The following is a 15,196-nucleotide window of genomic DNA, read 5'->3' as shown; positions in this document are numbered from 1 at the left end:
CGCGTCCACTATACGGCCCACAACCAACCCACCCACCACAACCACCACACAACACAACACCACAACAACAACCACCACAACAACCACACCACAACAACCACACCACAACAACCACACGCACCCCACCACAGACCCCTCGGCGGCCACAGCGGGGAGGACACGCCCGGACCCATCCCGAACCCGGAAGCTAAGACCCCCAGCGCCAATGGTACTGCGCCCAACCAGACGCGGAAGAGCAGGACACCGCCGAGACCACACCAAAGTCCCCCCGTCGCCCCCGGTCAGACCGGGGGCGACGGGGGGACGATCCACACCCAGGCTCACCCGCGATCAGGGCCGCCAGCTGAGGAATTAAGGCACCATGACCCAGGACAGGCGCAACGACCAGTGGCGCTCCAGCACCCGTTCGGATCGGTCCGGGGATCGTCACGGCTTCCGGCGGCGCCGGGACGGCGACCGGCGGCACTCCGCCTACGACGCCTACGACGCCTACGACCATTATGACGGGCGGCGTTCTGACTCCGGCTCCTACCGCGGCCGCGGCTCCTCATCCGACCGGGACGCTTCCGGTCGAGGCTACTCGCGTGATGAGCGGCAGCGCGACCAGCGTCACGACAGTCGTGATGGTCGCGGCAGGGGCGACAATGGCGATCAACGCAGATTCTTCCGGGGCGGCGGCCGCTCATCCAGCTGGGACGACGAGCGGAGGGACGGTGGGCACGGCGACGCCTCCAGGCAGGCCGGGCGGGGCGGTGGCCGGTCCTCCTACCAGGGCGACCGCATGGACCGGTCCCCGGGGCGCGGACGCCGAGACGGCGACCGGCGCGGCTCACGTCCCCCGCAGCGGGCGCGCGTCTGCGAGCCCTCGGTGCCCGAGAACGTCCAGGCCACAGATCTTGAGGCGTCCGCCCGCCGCGAGCTGCGCGCCCTGGGCCGCGCCAACGCGGAGAACGTCTCGCGTCATCTCGTAATGGTTCAGCGCCTGCTCGACACCGATCCCGAGCGCGCCTACCAGCACGCCCGCTACGCGGCCTCGCACGCGGGCCGGATCGCCGTCGTGCGCGAGTCGGCCGGTATCGCCGCCTACCTGGCCGGGCACTACGCCGACGCGCTCCGCGAGATCCGGGCGGCGCGGCGCCTGTCCGGCCTGGACATGCACCGCGCCATCGAGGCCGACTGCGAGCGCGGCCTGGGCCGTCACCAGCAGGCCCTCAAGGTCGCCAAGGGGGCCGACCCCGACCAGCTCGACGATCTGGAGGAGGCGGAGCTGGCCATGGTCGTCTCGGGCGTGCGTCACGAGATGGGCCAGGATGATCTCGGGCTGGTCGTCATCGAGGAGGCCATCATGATGTTCCGCGGTGACCGTGAGACGCTCCGCCGTCTCCACTCGGTGCGCGCCGACCGGCTGGAGGACCTCGGCCGGGCGGCCGAGGCGGCGGCGGTCCGTGAGCGCATCGGGCAGGGCCCCCGGGACGAGCCCGAGGACGACGTCGAGGTCTACGATATCGAGGACGACTACAACCAGGAGCAGTCCGTCCCGGCAGAATCAGACACCTCTGACGCGGCCGAGCCGTCGGACACAACGGGTGCCGCGTCCTCGGACGCCGACGAGCCCGAGGACCAGGAGGCCTGATATGACCGCATCGGCACCCGCGCGGGGGGCCGCGCTCCTGGGCAGCGAGCTGCCCCTCGCGCAGACCTATGACGTCGCCCTCCTGGACCTCGACGGCGTGTGCTTCGCCGGCGACGCCCGGGTCGAGCACGCCGCCGACGGCGTCAACGGCGCCCGCGCCGGCGGCATGCGGCTGTCCTTCGTGACCAACAACGCCTCCCGGGCGCCGCAGACCGTCGTCGACAAGCTCGCCCGCAACGACATCCAGGCCGCCGCCGGTGAGATCTTCTCGGCCGCCATGGACGCCGCCGCGCTGCTGGGCGAGCACGTTCCCGCCGGATCGCCCGTGCTCGTCGTCGGCGGCGACGGCCTGCGTGAGGCCCTCGCCGCCGAGGGCTTCGAGGTCGTCGCCTCCGCCGATGACCGGCCCGCCGCCGTCGTGCAGGGCTGGGACCCGGCCGTGGACTGGGAGATGATGTCCGAGGGCCTGTACGCCATTACGGATGGCGCCATCCACGTGGCCACCAACCTCGACGCCACCCTGCCGACCGAGCGCGGCTTCGCCCTGGGCAACGGCAGCCTCGTGGCGGCCGTCGCCAACGCCTCCGGCCGCGAGCCCCTGGCGGGCGGCAAGCCCTTCCCCGGGATCTACGAGCGGGCCCTCGCCCGCGCCGGCGGCTCCAGGCCGCTGGCCGTGGGGGACCGGCTCAACACCGACCATGTCGGCGCCCGCGCCGCTGGCATCCCCGGGCTGCATGTCCTGACCGGCGTCAGCACGGCGCGCGACGTCGTCCTGGCCCGCCCCGAGGAGCGGCCCGCCTACCTCCACACCGACCTGCGCGGCCTGCTGGAGCCCCACCCGGCCCCGGTGCGCGAGGTGGACGAGGAGGGGAGCGCGTGGGTGGTGGGCGCGGCGCGCTGCCGCGTTCGCGCCGGCGTCGCCGTCCTGGACGGCCGGGACTCCCTGACCGGGAAGGAGACCGAGATCAGTCTTGACGGCTATCGCGCCCTGGCCTGCGCCGTCTGGGAGCACCTGGACCGGCACGGCGAGGACCCGGCGCCGAGCATCCCCGACCTTCGCGTGCGGGCCTGAGCCCGGCCGTCGCGACAACCGCCATGGCGCACCAGGACCCCGGCGAGACCCGCCCCGTTCCGGCCCCGCCGCCGGCCGGCGTGCGCGCGGACCGGCTCGCCGACACCGCCGACAGGCTCCGGCGGGCCGGCGACGCGCCGCTGGAGGAACGCGCTGCCGCTCTGGCGGCGATCCATGAGACCCTCGTCTCAGAGCTCAGGGAGGCCGAGGGCTGACGCCGGGGCCTCTCGCTCCCCGCCCGGCGCATCAACAGCACCCAGGAACCTAGACAGACACCGGTATTGCATGGCACGACTCATCCGCCTCGACTCCGAGCTCGTCCGACGCGGGCTCGCCCGCTCACGCACGCACGCCGCCCGGCTCATCACTGACGGGCACGTCAGACTCGACGGGGTCGTCGCGCTCAAGCCGGCCCGGCAGGTCAACCCGGCGCAGGCGCTCCAGGTCGCTGCGCCGCAGGGCGAGAGCTACGTCTCCCGGGGCGCCCGCAAGCTCGCGGGCGCCCTGGACGCCCTTGGCGCCCGCGGCCTGGCGCCGCGGGTGGAGGGCCGCCGGTGCCTGGACGCCGGGGCGTCCACCGGGGGCTTCACCGACGTGCTGCTGCGGCGCGGGGCCGCGCACGTGGTGTCGGTCGATGTCGGCTACGGGCAGCTCGCCTGGTCTCTGCGGTCCGACGAGCGCGTCACGGCCCTGGACCGCACCAATGTGCGCACTCTGGACCCGCAGGCCGTCGCGCCGGCCCCGGGGCTCGTCGTCGGCGACCTGTCCTTCATCTCCCTGACACTGGTCCTGGCGCCGCTGCTCGCCGCGGCCGCCGAGGACGCCGACCTGCTGCTCATGGTCAAGCCGCAGTTTGAGGTCGGCAGGGGCCGGCTGGCGCGCGGAGGGGTGGTGCGCGACCCCGAGATGCACGTCGAGACCGTGCTGGCGGTGGCCGCCCGGGCCCACGGGCTCGGGGCCGGGATCGACGCCGTGGAGGCCTCCCCGCTGCCCGGCCCGGCCGGCAACGTGGAGTACTTCGTCAACCTGCACGCCGCGCGCGCGGGTGCCCCGACCGACCTCGACGGCGAGGCCCTGCTCGCCGAGACCCGCCGCGCCGTCGCCGCCGGCCCCGCGGCCTCCCGCGCGGAGAGGATGCCGTCATGAGCGCCTCCTGCCCGGCGGGTCCGACCGAGCCGGCAGGGGCGGCGGAGCCCCGTGCGGCAAGGCGCGTGCTGCGCCGTGTCATGGTGCTCGAGCGGGACCGCGGCGACACCCCGGTGCCGCGGCACCGCAAGGCCGCGCCGACCGCGACCGCAGTCATGCGCGCCAAGGCGGCCCTGCGCGCCCACGGTGTCCGGGCCGTCGACCCGGCCTTCGGCGGCGACGTCGACCTGGTCCTCGTGCTGGGCGGCGACGGCACGATCCTGCGCGCCTCGGAGATCGCCCGGCGGCGCGACGTCCCCCTGGTGGGCGTCAACACGGGCCACGTCGGCTTCCTGGCGGAGGCCGACCCGGACGCGGTCGAGAGCGTCGTGGCCGACCTTGTCGCCGGCCGCTACACGGTGGAGACCCGCATGACCATCGACGTCGAGGTCACCTCCCCCGACGGCGCCGTCACCTGCGGCTGGGCGCTGAACGAGGCGGCCCTGGAGAAGTGCGACCGCGCCCGCATGCTCGAGGTCGCCATCGGGGTCGACGGGCAGGCGGTGTCCTCCTTCGGCTGCGACGGCCTGGTGATGGCCACGCCGACCGGCTCGACCGCCTACGCCTACTCCGGGGGCGGGCCCGTGATCTGGCCGGAGGTCGAGGCGCTGCTGCTCGTGCCGCTGGTCGCCCACGCCCTGTTCACGCGCCCGCTCGTCCTGGGGCCCCGCTCCTGCATGGAGGTCGTGGTCCAGCACGCTGGCCTGGGGGGCGCCGAGGTCTGGTGCGACGGACGGCGGAGCCTGGACGCGCCGGCGGGCTCGCGCATCCGCGTCACGCGCGCGGACCGGCCCGTGCGCCTGGCGCGGCTCAACGACGCGCCCTTCGCCACGCGCCTCGTGCGCAAGTTCGACCTGCCCGTCGAGGGCTGGCGGGCCACCACCGAGGCGCCGGACGATGCGGGCGATCAGGGTGAACCGGGCGATCAGGGTGAACCGGGCGATACCGCATGATCGAGTCGCTCCACATCGAGGACCTCGGCGTCATCGAGCAGACCGACCTGCTTCTGAGCCCCGGCCTGACCGCGCTGACCGGGGAGACCGGCGCGGGCAAGACCATGGTGCTCACCTCGCTCGGCCTTCTGCTGGGGCAGCGGGCCGGGACCGCCGTGGTACGCGCCGGGGCCGAGCGCGCCCTCGTCGAGGGCGCCTTCACGCTGGATCCGGCCTCCCGGGCCGCCGCCCGCGCCAGGCAGGCCGGTGCCGAGCTCGACGACGACCTCCTCCTCGCCTCCCGGACGGTGCCGGCCACAGGGCGCTCGCGCGCGCACCTGGGCGGGCGGGCCGTCCCCTCCTCCGTACTCGCCGACGTCGGCTCCCACCTCGTGTCGGTCCACGGCCAGGCCGACCAGCTCCGGCTGCGCAGCGCCGCCGCCCAGCGCGCCGCCCTGGACGGCCTGGGCGGCGCGGAGCACGCCGGGCTGTGCCGCCGCTACGCGGAGGCGTACCGGGCCCGCCGCGAGGCGGCCGAGGCGCTGGAGCAGTGGCGCGCCGGGGCGCAGGCCCGCCGCGAAGAGGCAGACCGCCTGCGCGGGTGGCTGGAGGCGCTCGACGCTGTCGGGCCCCGCCCGGGGGAGGACCGCGAGCTCACCGCCGAGGCCGAGCGCCTCGACCACGCCGAGGACCTGCGACTGGCCGCGGGGACCGCCCGCGCCGCCCTGGTCGGCCAGGAGGACGCGGTCGACGCCGGCCAGGCGGATGCGTCCGCCCTGCTCGCCGTCGCGCAGCGGGCCCTGGACGGCGCCCCCGGCAACGACGAGGCCCTGACCGAGCTCGCCGGCCGCACCCGCCAGCTGGGCATCCTGGTCGCCGACGCCGCCGCCGACCTGGGGGAGTACCTGGAGTCCCTGGACGCCGACCCGGCCCGGCTCGCCCGGATCCAGGACCGGCGCGGAGAGCTCGCCCGCGCCTGCCGGGAGATCGGCGGCGCGAGCACCGAGCTCGACGACGTCAACGCGCTCCTGGGCTGGGGGCGGCGGGCATCCGCACGGCTGGCCGAGATCGAGGACCCGGCCGAGGGCGCCACGGCCCCGCAGCAGGCGCTGGCCGACGCCCAGGCCGACCTGGACGAGGCCGCCGGCCGGCTGAGCGCGGCGCGCCGCACCCTCGCCGGCAGGCTCGAGACGGCCGTCACCGCCGAGCTCGAGGGCCTGCAGATGGCAGGCGCACGGCTGGTCGTCGAGCTGGAGCCGCTCGACGAGCCCGGCCCCACCGGTGCCGAGGCGGTCTCCCTGCTGCTGGCCGCCCACCCGGGCGCGCCCGCGCTGCCCCTGGGCAAGGGGGCCTCGGGCGGCGAGCTGTCCCGCATTATGCTCGCCCTCGAGGTCGTTCTGGCGGACGCCACCGGCGCCCCGCCGGAGGGCACCGCCACCGCCCACCAGCGCACCTTCGTCTTCGACGAGATCGACGCGGGCGTCGGGGGGCGCGCCGCGCGTGAGATCGGCCGCAGGCTCGCACGCCTGGCGCAACGCCACCAGGTGGTGGTCGTCACTCACCTGGCGCAGGTCGCGGCCTGGGCCCACACCCAGCTCGTCGTCGTCAAGGAGACCCCGGACGCAGTCGCGCCGGAGGGCGCGGGCCCTGATGATCCCGGGACGGCGGGCGGAACCCGCACCCGGGTCGTGCAGGTCGTGGGCTCCGAGCGCGTCACCGAGCTGGCCCGCATGCTGTCGGGGCACGAGCGCTCCGAGGCGGCCCTGAGGCATGCCGCCGAGCTGCTGGAGGAAGCCTCCGCGCAAGCCGCCGTGGCACAATCCCCGACGTGAGGAACCCGTTCCGCAAGCAGGCGTCCTCGGACCCTGACAGCCTCAGTGGGCCCGTGCGCGTTGACGCGCGCACCAAGAGGCTCACCAAGCGCCTCCGGGCCGGCGAGGTCGCCGTCATCGACCACACGGACCTCGACCGCGTGGCCGCCGAGGCCCTCGCCGAGGCCCGCCCCGCCGCGGTGCTCAACGCCGCGCCGTCGGTGTCGGGACGCTACCCCAACCTCGGCCCGGGCATCCTGGTCGATGCCGGCATCCCGCTGGTCGACGACCTGGGCGCCGACGTGATGCGGCTGCGCGAGGGGCAGCGCGTCACCATCGACCTGGGCGGCGACGAGGGCCCGGCGACGGTGCGCGCGGCGGGCAGGGACGAGGTGGTCGCCGAGGGCGTGGTCCAGACCCGCGAGAGGGTCGATGAGGCCATGAAGGCCGCGAAGGCGGGCCTGTCGGTCCAGCTCGAGGCCTTCGCCGTCAACACCATGGAGTACATGCGCGGCGAGCGCGACCTCCTGCTCAACGGCGTGGGCATGCCCGACATCCGCACCCGGATGAACGGGCGCCATGTCCTCATCGTCGTGCGCGGCTACTCCTACAAGCAGGATCTCATGGCGCTGCGCCCGTACATCCGCGACTACAAGCCCGTCATCATCGGGGTCGACGGCGGGGCCGACGCCGTGCTGGAGGCGGGCCTCAAGCCGGACATGATCGTCGGAGACATGGACTCCGTGTCCGACAAGGCCCTGGAGTCCGGCGCCGAGATCGTCGTCCACGCCTATCGCGACGGCCGGGCTCCCGGCCTGGCCCGTGTCAAGGGCCTCGGCGCCGAGCACAAGGTCTTCGCGGCGACCGGCACCAGCGAGGACATCGCCATGCTCATGGCCGACGGCGACGGGGCCGAGCTCATAGTCGCGGTGGGCACGCACGTCACCCTCCTGGAGTTCCTCGACAAGGGCCGCGAGGGGATGTCCTCGACCTTCCTGACCCGCCTCAAGGTCGGCAACCGCCTCATCGACGCCAAGGGCGTCTCGCGCCTGTACCGCACCCGCATCTCCGGCTGGCACCTGGCCCTCCTGGCGCTCGCCGGGCTCATCGCCCTGTTCGCAGCGCTCGCCTCCACCCCGGGCGGGCAGACCTTCCTGGGCCTGTCCGGCGCCGTATGGGACGACCTCGTCAACTTCTTACGCTCCCTCGTGGGGCTGGCCCCGAGCACGCCCTCCGTGTGAGCAAGGAAGGAACCCCATGATCGACTTCCGCTACCACCTGGTCTCGCTCATCTCCGTCTTCCTGGCGCTCGCCGTCGGCGTCGTGCTCGGCGCGGGGCCGCTGCAGAACTCCCTGGGAACCGCCCTGAACGACCAGGTGACCTCCCTGCGCGAGAACCGCAAGGCGATGCAGACCCAGCTCGAGCAGACCGAGGCGGCCGTCAACAACCGCGACGACTACATCGCCGCCGCGGCCACCGCCTACCTGCCCGGGACCCTCGAGGGCAAGAAGATCGCCCTGGCGGTCCTCCCCGAGGCCAAGAGCGATGACATCGACACCATCATCACCCAGGTCGAGGCGGCGGGCGGAACCATCAACGGACGCGTGAGCCTGACCACCGCCTGGACCGATCCGTCCCGCGAGGCCTTCCGCGAGTCCTACTCGGGACAGCTCGCCGGCCGCCTGGGCAAGACGGTCTCGACCGACGGCAACGGGGTGCTCGGGGAGGGCCTGGGCGCGGCGCTGACCAGCGGCTCGGACAACGCGAGGCAGCTGATGGAGCTGCTGACCGCCACCGACACCCCCCTGGTCTCCGTGGACACCAGGCTCAACGGCCCCGCCGACATGATCGTCGTCGTCGGCCCGCGCAGCCCCGACGCCGCGGAGACCAGGGACGCCGCGACCACCGACTCGCTGTCACAGGCGGCCTCCTCCTGGGCCAAGGCCCTGACCGGGACGGCCGCGGTGTCCACGGCGGTCGTCGTCGGCGGCGCCGACGACGAGACCGATGTGGTCTCCGCCCTGCGTACCGCCAAGGCCGCCGTCACCACGATCGACTCGGTCGGCCAGGTTGCGGCGGCGGTCTCCACCCCGCTGGCCCTGGTCTCGACGGCCTCGGGCACGAAGGGCCACTACGGCTTCGACAAGGGCGCGGACGCGGTCATGCCGCCCATGGCGAAGTAGCGTGCGGGCGCCGGGCCGGAGCGCGGCCCTCCCGATAGGCTGGGCCCATGAACCGCATCCCCGGGCGCGTCGGCGCCCCCGCGGGCGCGTCGGACCGCTCCTGCCCCATCGACGTCGCCCTCCACGCGCTCGGCGCCACCGTGTCCTGGTCGACCGGCCTGGGAAGCATCAAGAGCCTGGGCCCCCGCCTGGAGCGGACGAGCTTCCGCGGACGCGCCGTGAGCCTGCGCGGCGGCATCGGGGCCGCCGTGGGCGCTGTGGCCGCCAGCAGCCGGGCCGGCCTGCTCCTTCCCGATCCGGCCGGGTGCGGCGCCAGGAGAGTCACGATGGCCGCGCTCACGGCGACGACGGCCGCCGGCGCCGCCGGCCTCGCCGACGACCTGGATGCCGGCGCCCACGACGGCGACGCGCCCGTCAAGGGCCTTGCCGGGCACCTGGGCGCCCTGGCCCGCGGGCGCGTGACCACCGGTGCGCTCAAGGTCGTCGTCATCGGCTCCGGCGCCCTGGTCTCCGGAGCGCTCCTGGCCCGCTACCGCGGCTCCGCGTCCGGCGGGCGCGCTCCGGTCATGGTCGCCGCCGACGCCGCGACCGGCGCGGTGACCATCGCGGCCTGGGCCGACGTCCACAACCTGCTCGACCTGCGGCCCGGCCGCGCCCTGAAGACGGCGGCCCTGATGAGCGGCGCCCTGCTCGCGGACCGCCGCGAGGGCGCCGAGGCGGCCCGGGCGCTGGCGGCCGGCGCCCTGGGCGTCGTCGCGGCGGCCCTGCCCGAGGACCTGATGGAGGACACCATGCTCGGCGACACGGGCGCCAACGCCGTGGGCGCCCTGGTCGGCACCGCCCTGGCCGCGCACCCCAGCCGGGCGGTGCGCGCCCTCGCCGCGCTCGCGGGCACCGCCCTGGTCCTGGCCGGCGAGCGCGTCTCCTTCACCCGGGTGATCGCCCGCACCCCGGTGCTGGCCGCCCTCGACGGCCTGGGCCGCCGCCCCTCATGACCGCCTGCCCCCGGGCCGACCCGCCGGCCGGAGGGCCGCCCGGGACGCCGGGCGCGTGGCGCGCGCGCCTCCACGGCCCGCTCGGCATCGCCGGCCTCACGCTCGTCTCGCGCGTGCTCGGCTTCCTGCGGTGGATCGTGCAGGCCTCCACCGTGGGGGCCGGGACCGTCGCCGGCGCCTACACCACCGCCAACCAGGTGCCCAACGTCCTGTACGAGGTCGTGGTCGGCGGCGCCCTGGCCGCCACCGTCGTCCCGCTGCTGGCCGCCGCCGCGATCCCCACGCGCAGCCGGGACGCCTCACGGATCGCCTCGGGCCTGCTCGGCGTCGTCCTGGCGGTCCTGACGCCGCTGGCGCTGCTCCTGGCCCTCCTGGCCGATCCCATCGCCCGGCTCCTGCCCGTCTCGGCGGGCGCGGATCCGGCTCTGCAGACGGATCTGGTCGCCGACTTCCTGCGCATGTTCTCCGCCCAGGTCCCCCTGTACGGCGTCGGGGTGGTCCTCACCGGGGTGCTGCAGGCCATGGGGCGCTTCGCCTGGCCGGCGCTCACCCCCGTCCTGTCCAGCCTCGTCGTCATGGCGACATACGCCGTCTACGGCGCCATGACGACCGGCCCGGGCGACCAGGCCGGCCCGGCGGCCCTCAGCGTCCTGGGGTGGGGGACCACCGCCGGCGTGGCCGCCCTGAGCCTGCCGCTGCTCTATCCGGTCGTGCGCCTGGGAATCCGGCTGCGCCCCACCCTGCACCTGGACCGGGCGGTCGCCTGGCGCGCCCTGCGGCTGGGCGGCGCCGGCGTGTGGACCCTGGTCGCCCAGCAGCTCAGCGTCCTGGCGGTCCTGGCCCTGGCGCGCTCCGGCGGGCGGGCCGGGACCGTGGCCGTCTACCAGTACACCCAGGCGGTCTACATGCTGCCCTACGCCGTCATGGCCGTCCCCGTCGCCACGGTCGTCTACCCGCGCCTGGCGGCGGCCTTCGACCCGGGCGGCCACGGCGACGCCGGGCGGGGGGACGGCGGCTACCCGGCCCGGGCCGTCGAGCTCGCCGCCGCATCCACCGCCCTGGTGGCCGCGGTCGCGCTCGCCGGCTCCGGCATGCTCATGGCGGCCTCGGCGGGGGCCGAGCGCTTCTTCGCCCTGCTGACCGACGTCGATGGCATGGGCCTGTCCCTGGCGGTGCTCTCCCCCGGCCTGGTGGGCTACGCCCTCGTCTACCAGGTCACCCGGATCCTCTTCGCCGCGAGCCGTCCCCGGTACGCCGCCCGCGCCACCGCCCTGGGGTGGGCGACGGTCGCCGGGGCCTCGGCCGTGGCGGTGCGCCTCATGGCGCCGGGCGGGGGCGACGGGAGGGCCACCCTCGTCGCGCTGGCCATGGGGACGACCATCGGCATGAGCGTCGCCGGGCTCGGCATGCTCGCGGCGCTGGCCATGACCGCGGGCGCCCGCGCCCTGGGCCCCACCCTGCGCACGCTCGCCGTCGGGGCGCCGGTCGCGCTGGCCGCCGGGATCGGCGCGCGCGCGCTGAGCGCGCGTGTCGACTCGGTTCCCGGCGCGATCGCCGTCGCCGCGGCGGGCGCGGCGGGCGCGGCCGCCCTCGTCATGGGGGCGTGCATGTGCGCCGGCCCGCGCCTCCTGGACGCGGTGCGGCCGGGCGCCGCAGCCGGTCCGCCCACGACCCGGGAGGAGCAGTGAGAGCTCTGGCAGAAGAGGACATGGATCCCGAGGCAGATCGGCGTCCGCGGGCCGCCGGGCGCCGGCAGCGCGTCCTGGAGGCGTGCGGCTCGGCCGCGGGGGGAGTGCGCGCGCACCTGGGCGACTGCGCCCGGCTGCTGGCGCGGGCGGGCCACGACGTCATCGTCGAGGCGCCCGACGCCGCCCTGGAGGGCCTCGACCTGGGCGGGGCACGGGGGGAGGGCCTCGAGATCGGTCCCGGGCCAGGCCCGGGCGACCCCGCCGTCGTCGCCAGGCTGCGGCGCCTGGGGCGGCGCGCCGACGTCGTCCACGCCCATGGCCTGCGCGCCGGCGCCCTCGCCGCCCTGGCGCTGGGACGACGCCGCCCCGGCCGCACCCGCCTGGTCGTGACCCTTCACAACCTCACGGTCGGCGGGCGGCTGACGCGCACCGTCGGCGAGCGCCTGGAGCGGCTCGTCGCCGCGCGCGCCGACCTGGTCCTGGCCGTGAGCCCCGACCTGGCCGAGCGCGCCGCCGCCAGGGGGGCGGCACGGGTCGAGATCGCCGTCATCCCCGCGCCGCCGCGCACCCCGACCGGCGCGGCGCCCCACGCTCCCTCGGCGGAGCCGGCCTGGCGGGGCCCGGGGCGGCGGCTGCTGACGGTGGCCAGGCTGGCGCCCCAGAAGGGCATCGGCCTGCTGCTGGACGCCGCGGCGGTGCTGCAGTCTCGCGTGGACGGCGGCGAGCTGCCCGCCTTCGTGTGGGCGCTGGCCGGGGAGGGGCCGGCGGCCCGGGCCGCGCGCGAGCGGGCGGCCGCCGAGGAGCTGCCCGTCAGGGTCCTGGGCGGGCGCCAGGACGTCCCCGTTCTTCTCGCGGAGGCCGACGTCGTCGTCCAGACGAGCCTGTGGGAGGGCCAGCCGCTGGCCGTCCAGGAGGCGCTGCGCGCCGGCGCCGCCATCGTGGCCACCGACGTCGGCGGAACCGCCCTGACGGCCCGCGGCGGCGCCGTCCTGGTCGCCCCCGACGCGCAGGCCCTGGCCGACGCCGTCGCCGCCCTGCTGGCCGACGACGCGGCGCGCGAGGCCGCCCGCGGGCGGGCCCGCCTGGCCGCGGGCGGCCTGCCCACCGCCGACGACCTCGCGGACCAGCTCGCCGGGCACGTCCTGGAACAGGAGTGAGACGGGCACGGGCCGCGCGTGCACCGCGGCCGGGCCCCGGACCTGCTAAGTTGAAGGCCCGTGAGCTCCAACCGCGCACGCCTGAGTGGAAACCTGCCTGACGTACCCCGGCACGTCTTCGTCACCGGGGGCGTCGTCTCCTCGCTCGGAAAGGGGCTCACGGCCTCCAGCCTGGGCCGGCTGCTGCGGGCCCGCGGCCTCGACGTGGTCATGCAGAAGCTCGACCCCTACATCAACGTCGACCCCGGCACCATGAACCCGTTCCAGCACGGGGAGGTCTTCGTCACCGAGGACGGCGCCGAGACCGACCTGGACATCGGCCACTACGAGCGCTTCCTGGACGTCGACCTCACCGGCGCCGCCAACGCCACCACCGGCCAGGTCTACTCCGCCGTCATCGCCAAGGAGCGGCGCGGGGAGTACCTGGGCGACACTGTCCAGGTCATCCCGCACATCACCGACGAGATCAAGCGCGTCATGCGGGCCCAGGCCGCCCCCGGCGCGGGCGGCGGGGTGCCCGACGTCATCATCACCGAGATCGGCGGCACGGTCGGCGATATCGAGTCCCAGCCCTTCCTGGAGGCCGCCCGCCAGGTGCGCGCCGACCTGGGAAGGGAGAACGTGGCCTTCGTGCACGTCTCCCTCATCCCCTTCCTGAGCGCGGCCGGCGAGCTCAAGACCAAGCCCACCCAGCACTCGGTGGCGGCGCTGCGCAGCATCGGCATCCAGCCCGACGCCCTGGTGCTGCGCACCGACAGGCCCCTGCCCGAGGGCGTCAAGAGCAAGGTCGCCCTCATGTGCGACGTCGAGGCCCCCGCCGTCATCGAGTGCAAGGACGCCGCCAGCATCTACGAGGTGCCGCCCACCCTGCACCGCGAGGGGCTGGACGCGTTCCTCGTCCAGCGCCTGGCCCTGCCCTTCCGGGACGTGGACTGGACCGAGTGGAACGGGCTGCTCGACCGCGTGCACAACCCCCGCTACCGCGTCGAGGTGGCCCTGGTGGGCAAGTACGTCGACCTGCACGACGCCTACCTGTCGGTCTCGGAGGCCATCCGCCACGGCGGGTTCGCCGGCAACGCCCGCGTCGACATCCGCTGGGTCGCCTCCGACGCCTGCGAGACCCCGCAGGGCGCCCAGCGCGCCCTGGCGGGCGTCGATGCCGTCGTCGTGCCCGGCGGCTTCGGGGTGCGCGGCATCGAGGGCAAGCTCGGCGCGCTGCGCTGGGCCCGCGAGCACAGGGTCCCCACCCTGGGCCTGTGCCTCGGCCTGCAGTGCATGGTCATCGAGGCCGCCCGCAACCTGCTCGCCCTGGCGGCCGCCTCATCGACGGAGATGGAGCCCGAGACCCCCGACCCGGTGGTCACCACCATGGACTCCCAGCGCCAGTTCGTCACCGGCGGGGGAGACCTCGGCGGCACCATGCGGCTGGGCGCCTGTCCCGCGGTGCTCACGCCCGGCTCGATCGTGGCGGAGGCCTACGGCGCCACCGAGGTCTGCGAGCGCCACCGCCACCGCTTCGAGGTCAACAACGCCTACCGGGAGCGCCTGGCCTCCGTCGGCCTGCGCGTGACGGGCACCTCGCCGGACGGGCACCTCGTCGAGCTCGTCGAGCTCGACCGCGACCTGCACCCCTACTACGTGGGCACCCAGGCCCACCCCGAGTTCAGGTCCCGGCCGACCCGGGCTCACCCGCTCTTCGCCGGCCTGATCAGGGCGGGCCTGGAGCGCCGCCGCGACCTCTACGCCTCCCACCGGCAGGAGCCGAGCGGGGCGAGCAACGAGGAGGGGAAGAGGCAGTGAGCCACGCCGAGCTCGAGGACACCCGGGACGGCGGCCGCAGGGTCGGCGCGCACGAGCGGGTGTGGAGCGGTCCGATCTTCACCGTCGACGACGAGGAGCTCGTCCTGGCCGAGGGTCAGGAGCCGGTGCGCCGGCAGATCGTCGCCCACCACGACGCCGTGTCGATCGTGGCGCTGCGGGAGGGGCCGGACTCCTCCCGGGCCGACGGCGCCGCGGAGATCCTCATGGTGCGCCAGTACCGCCACCCCGTGAGCGCCATGCTCTGGGAGGTGCCCGCCGGCCTGCTCGACGTGCCCGGGGAGGCCCCGCTTCTCGCGGCGCGGCGCGAGCTGGCCGAGGAGACCGACTTCGCGGCCGCGCGCTGGGACGTGCTGGCCGACTTCTACGCCTCGCCCGGCTTCACCACCGAGGGCGTGCGCTCCTACCTGGCCCGGGACCTGCACATGCTGGCGCCGCAGGAGCGGGTGCGGCGCGAGGCCGAGGAGGCCGAGTTCGTGCCCACCTGGTTCCGCCTTGACGACGCGGTCGCCGCGGTGGTGTCCGGGCGGCTGCACAACCCCTCGACCGTCGTGGGTGTCCTCGCCGCCGCCCAGGCGCGCTCACGCGGCTGGACGGGCCTGCGCGCCGCCGACGCCGAGTGGCTCAGGAGCCCGCGGAGCCTGTAGGTCGGCGCAGACCCGCGGACGCGCCGGGTCGCCTGTCACGGTGACCGGCGACGGACGGTCCGCCGCAGCGACGA

General features: G+C 75.5%; 12 protein-coding genes, 1 rRNA gene and 1 pseudogene. All 14 read left to right on the top strand.

The window, feature by feature from the left end; all coding sequences use genetic code 11:
• Positions 1-135: 135 nt before the first annotated feature.
• Positions 136-252, top strand: a 5S ribosomal RNA gene (gene rrf / locus O145_RS02655).
• Positions 253-970: 718 nt separating this feature from the next.
• A pseudogene (locus O145_RS02650) lies at positions 971-1,532 on the top strand (hypothetical protein); the annotation flags it as partial.
• Positions 1,533-1,634: 102 nt separating this feature from the next.
• Positions 1,635-2,705 carry an HAD-IIA family hydrolase gene (locus tag O145_RS02645; RefSeq protein ID WP_043559314.1) on the top strand — a complete coding sequence of 357 codons (1,071 nt, stop codon included), beginning with the start codon at positions 1,635-1,637 and terminating at the stop codon, positions 2,703-2,705.
• A 23-nt stretch (positions 2,706-2,728) separates the two neighbouring features.
• Positions 2,729-2,920: a hypothetical protein gene (locus O145_RS02640; RefSeq protein ID WP_043559311.1), complete on the top strand. Its 192-nt coding sequence runs from the start codon at positions 2,729-2,731 to the stop codon at positions 2,918-2,920.
• Between the two features lie 70 nt (positions 2,921-2,990).
• The gene (locus tag O145_RS02635; protein ID WP_043559309.1) at positions 2,991-3,851 is read left to right on the top strand and encodes a TlyA family RNA methyltransferase; all 861 of its coding nucleotides are present in this window, start codon (positions 2,991-2,993) and stop codon (positions 3,849-3,851) included.
• 80 nt (positions 3,852-3,931) lie between these two features.
• Positions 3,932-4,843, top strand: a complete 912-nt coding sequence (locus O145_RS02630; protein ID WP_043559411.1) for an NAD kinase — start codon at positions 3,932-3,934, stop codon at positions 4,841-4,843.
• On the top strand, positions 4,840-6,654 hold the full coding sequence (gene recN, locus O145_RS02625) for a DNA repair protein RecN (RefSeq protein WP_043559306.1): 1,815 nt from the start codon (positions 4,840-4,842) through the stop codon (positions 6,652-6,654). The genes O145_RS02630 and recN overlap by 4 nt, the downstream gene beginning before the upstream one ends.
• Positions 6,651-7,874, top strand: coding sequence for a putative cytokinetic ring protein SteA (steA, locus tag O145_RS02620; protein WP_043559303.1), 1,224 nt, complete (start codon positions 6,651-6,653; stop codon positions 7,872-7,874). The genes recN and steA overlap by 4 nt, the downstream gene beginning before the upstream one ends.
• Positions 7,875-7,890: 16 nt before the next feature.
• A complete protein-coding gene (locus O145_RS02615) occupies positions 7,891-8,817 on the top strand; it encodes a copper transporter (RefSeq protein ID WP_043559300.1) in 927 nt (308 codons plus the stop codon).
• 47 nt (positions 8,818-8,864) lie between these two features.
• A complete protein-coding gene (locus O145_RS02610) occupies positions 8,865-9,812 on the top strand; it encodes a hypothetical protein (protein WP_043559297.1) in 948 nt (315 codons plus the stop codon).
• Positions 9,809-11,500 (top strand): murein biosynthesis integral membrane protein MurJ, encoded by a 1,692-nt coding sequence (gene murJ / locus O145_RS02605; RefSeq protein WP_043559295.1) that lies wholly within the window; start codon positions 9,809-9,811, stop codon positions 11,498-11,500. The genes O145_RS02610 and murJ overlap by 4 nt, the downstream gene beginning before the upstream one ends.
• A 20-nt stretch (positions 11,501-11,520) precedes the next feature.
• Positions 11,521-12,657, top strand: a complete 1,137-nt coding sequence (locus O145_RS02600; protein WP_043559292.1) for a glycosyltransferase family 4 protein — start codon at positions 11,521-11,523, stop codon at positions 12,655-12,657.
• 60 nt (positions 12,658-12,717) lie between these two features.
• A complete protein-coding gene (locus O145_RS02595) occupies positions 12,718-14,457 on the top strand; it encodes a CTP synthase (protein WP_043559289.1) in 1,740 nt (579 codons plus the stop codon).
• The gene (locus O145_RS02590) at positions 14,454-15,122 is read left to right on the top strand and encodes an NUDIX domain-containing protein (RefSeq protein WP_043559285.1); all 669 of its coding nucleotides are present in this window, start codon (positions 14,454-14,456) and stop codon (positions 15,120-15,122) included. The genes O145_RS02595 and O145_RS02590 overlap by 4 nt, the downstream gene beginning before the upstream one ends.
• Positions 15,123-15,196: the final 74 nt, after the last annotated feature.

This window comes from Actinomyces israelii DSM 43320, assembly GCF_000711965.1.
GTDB classification, from domain to species: Bacteria; Actinomycetota; Actinomycetes; order Actinomycetales; family Actinomycetaceae; genus Actinomyces; species Actinomyces israelii.
This window is presented reverse-complemented; position numbering and strand designations above follow the sequence as displayed.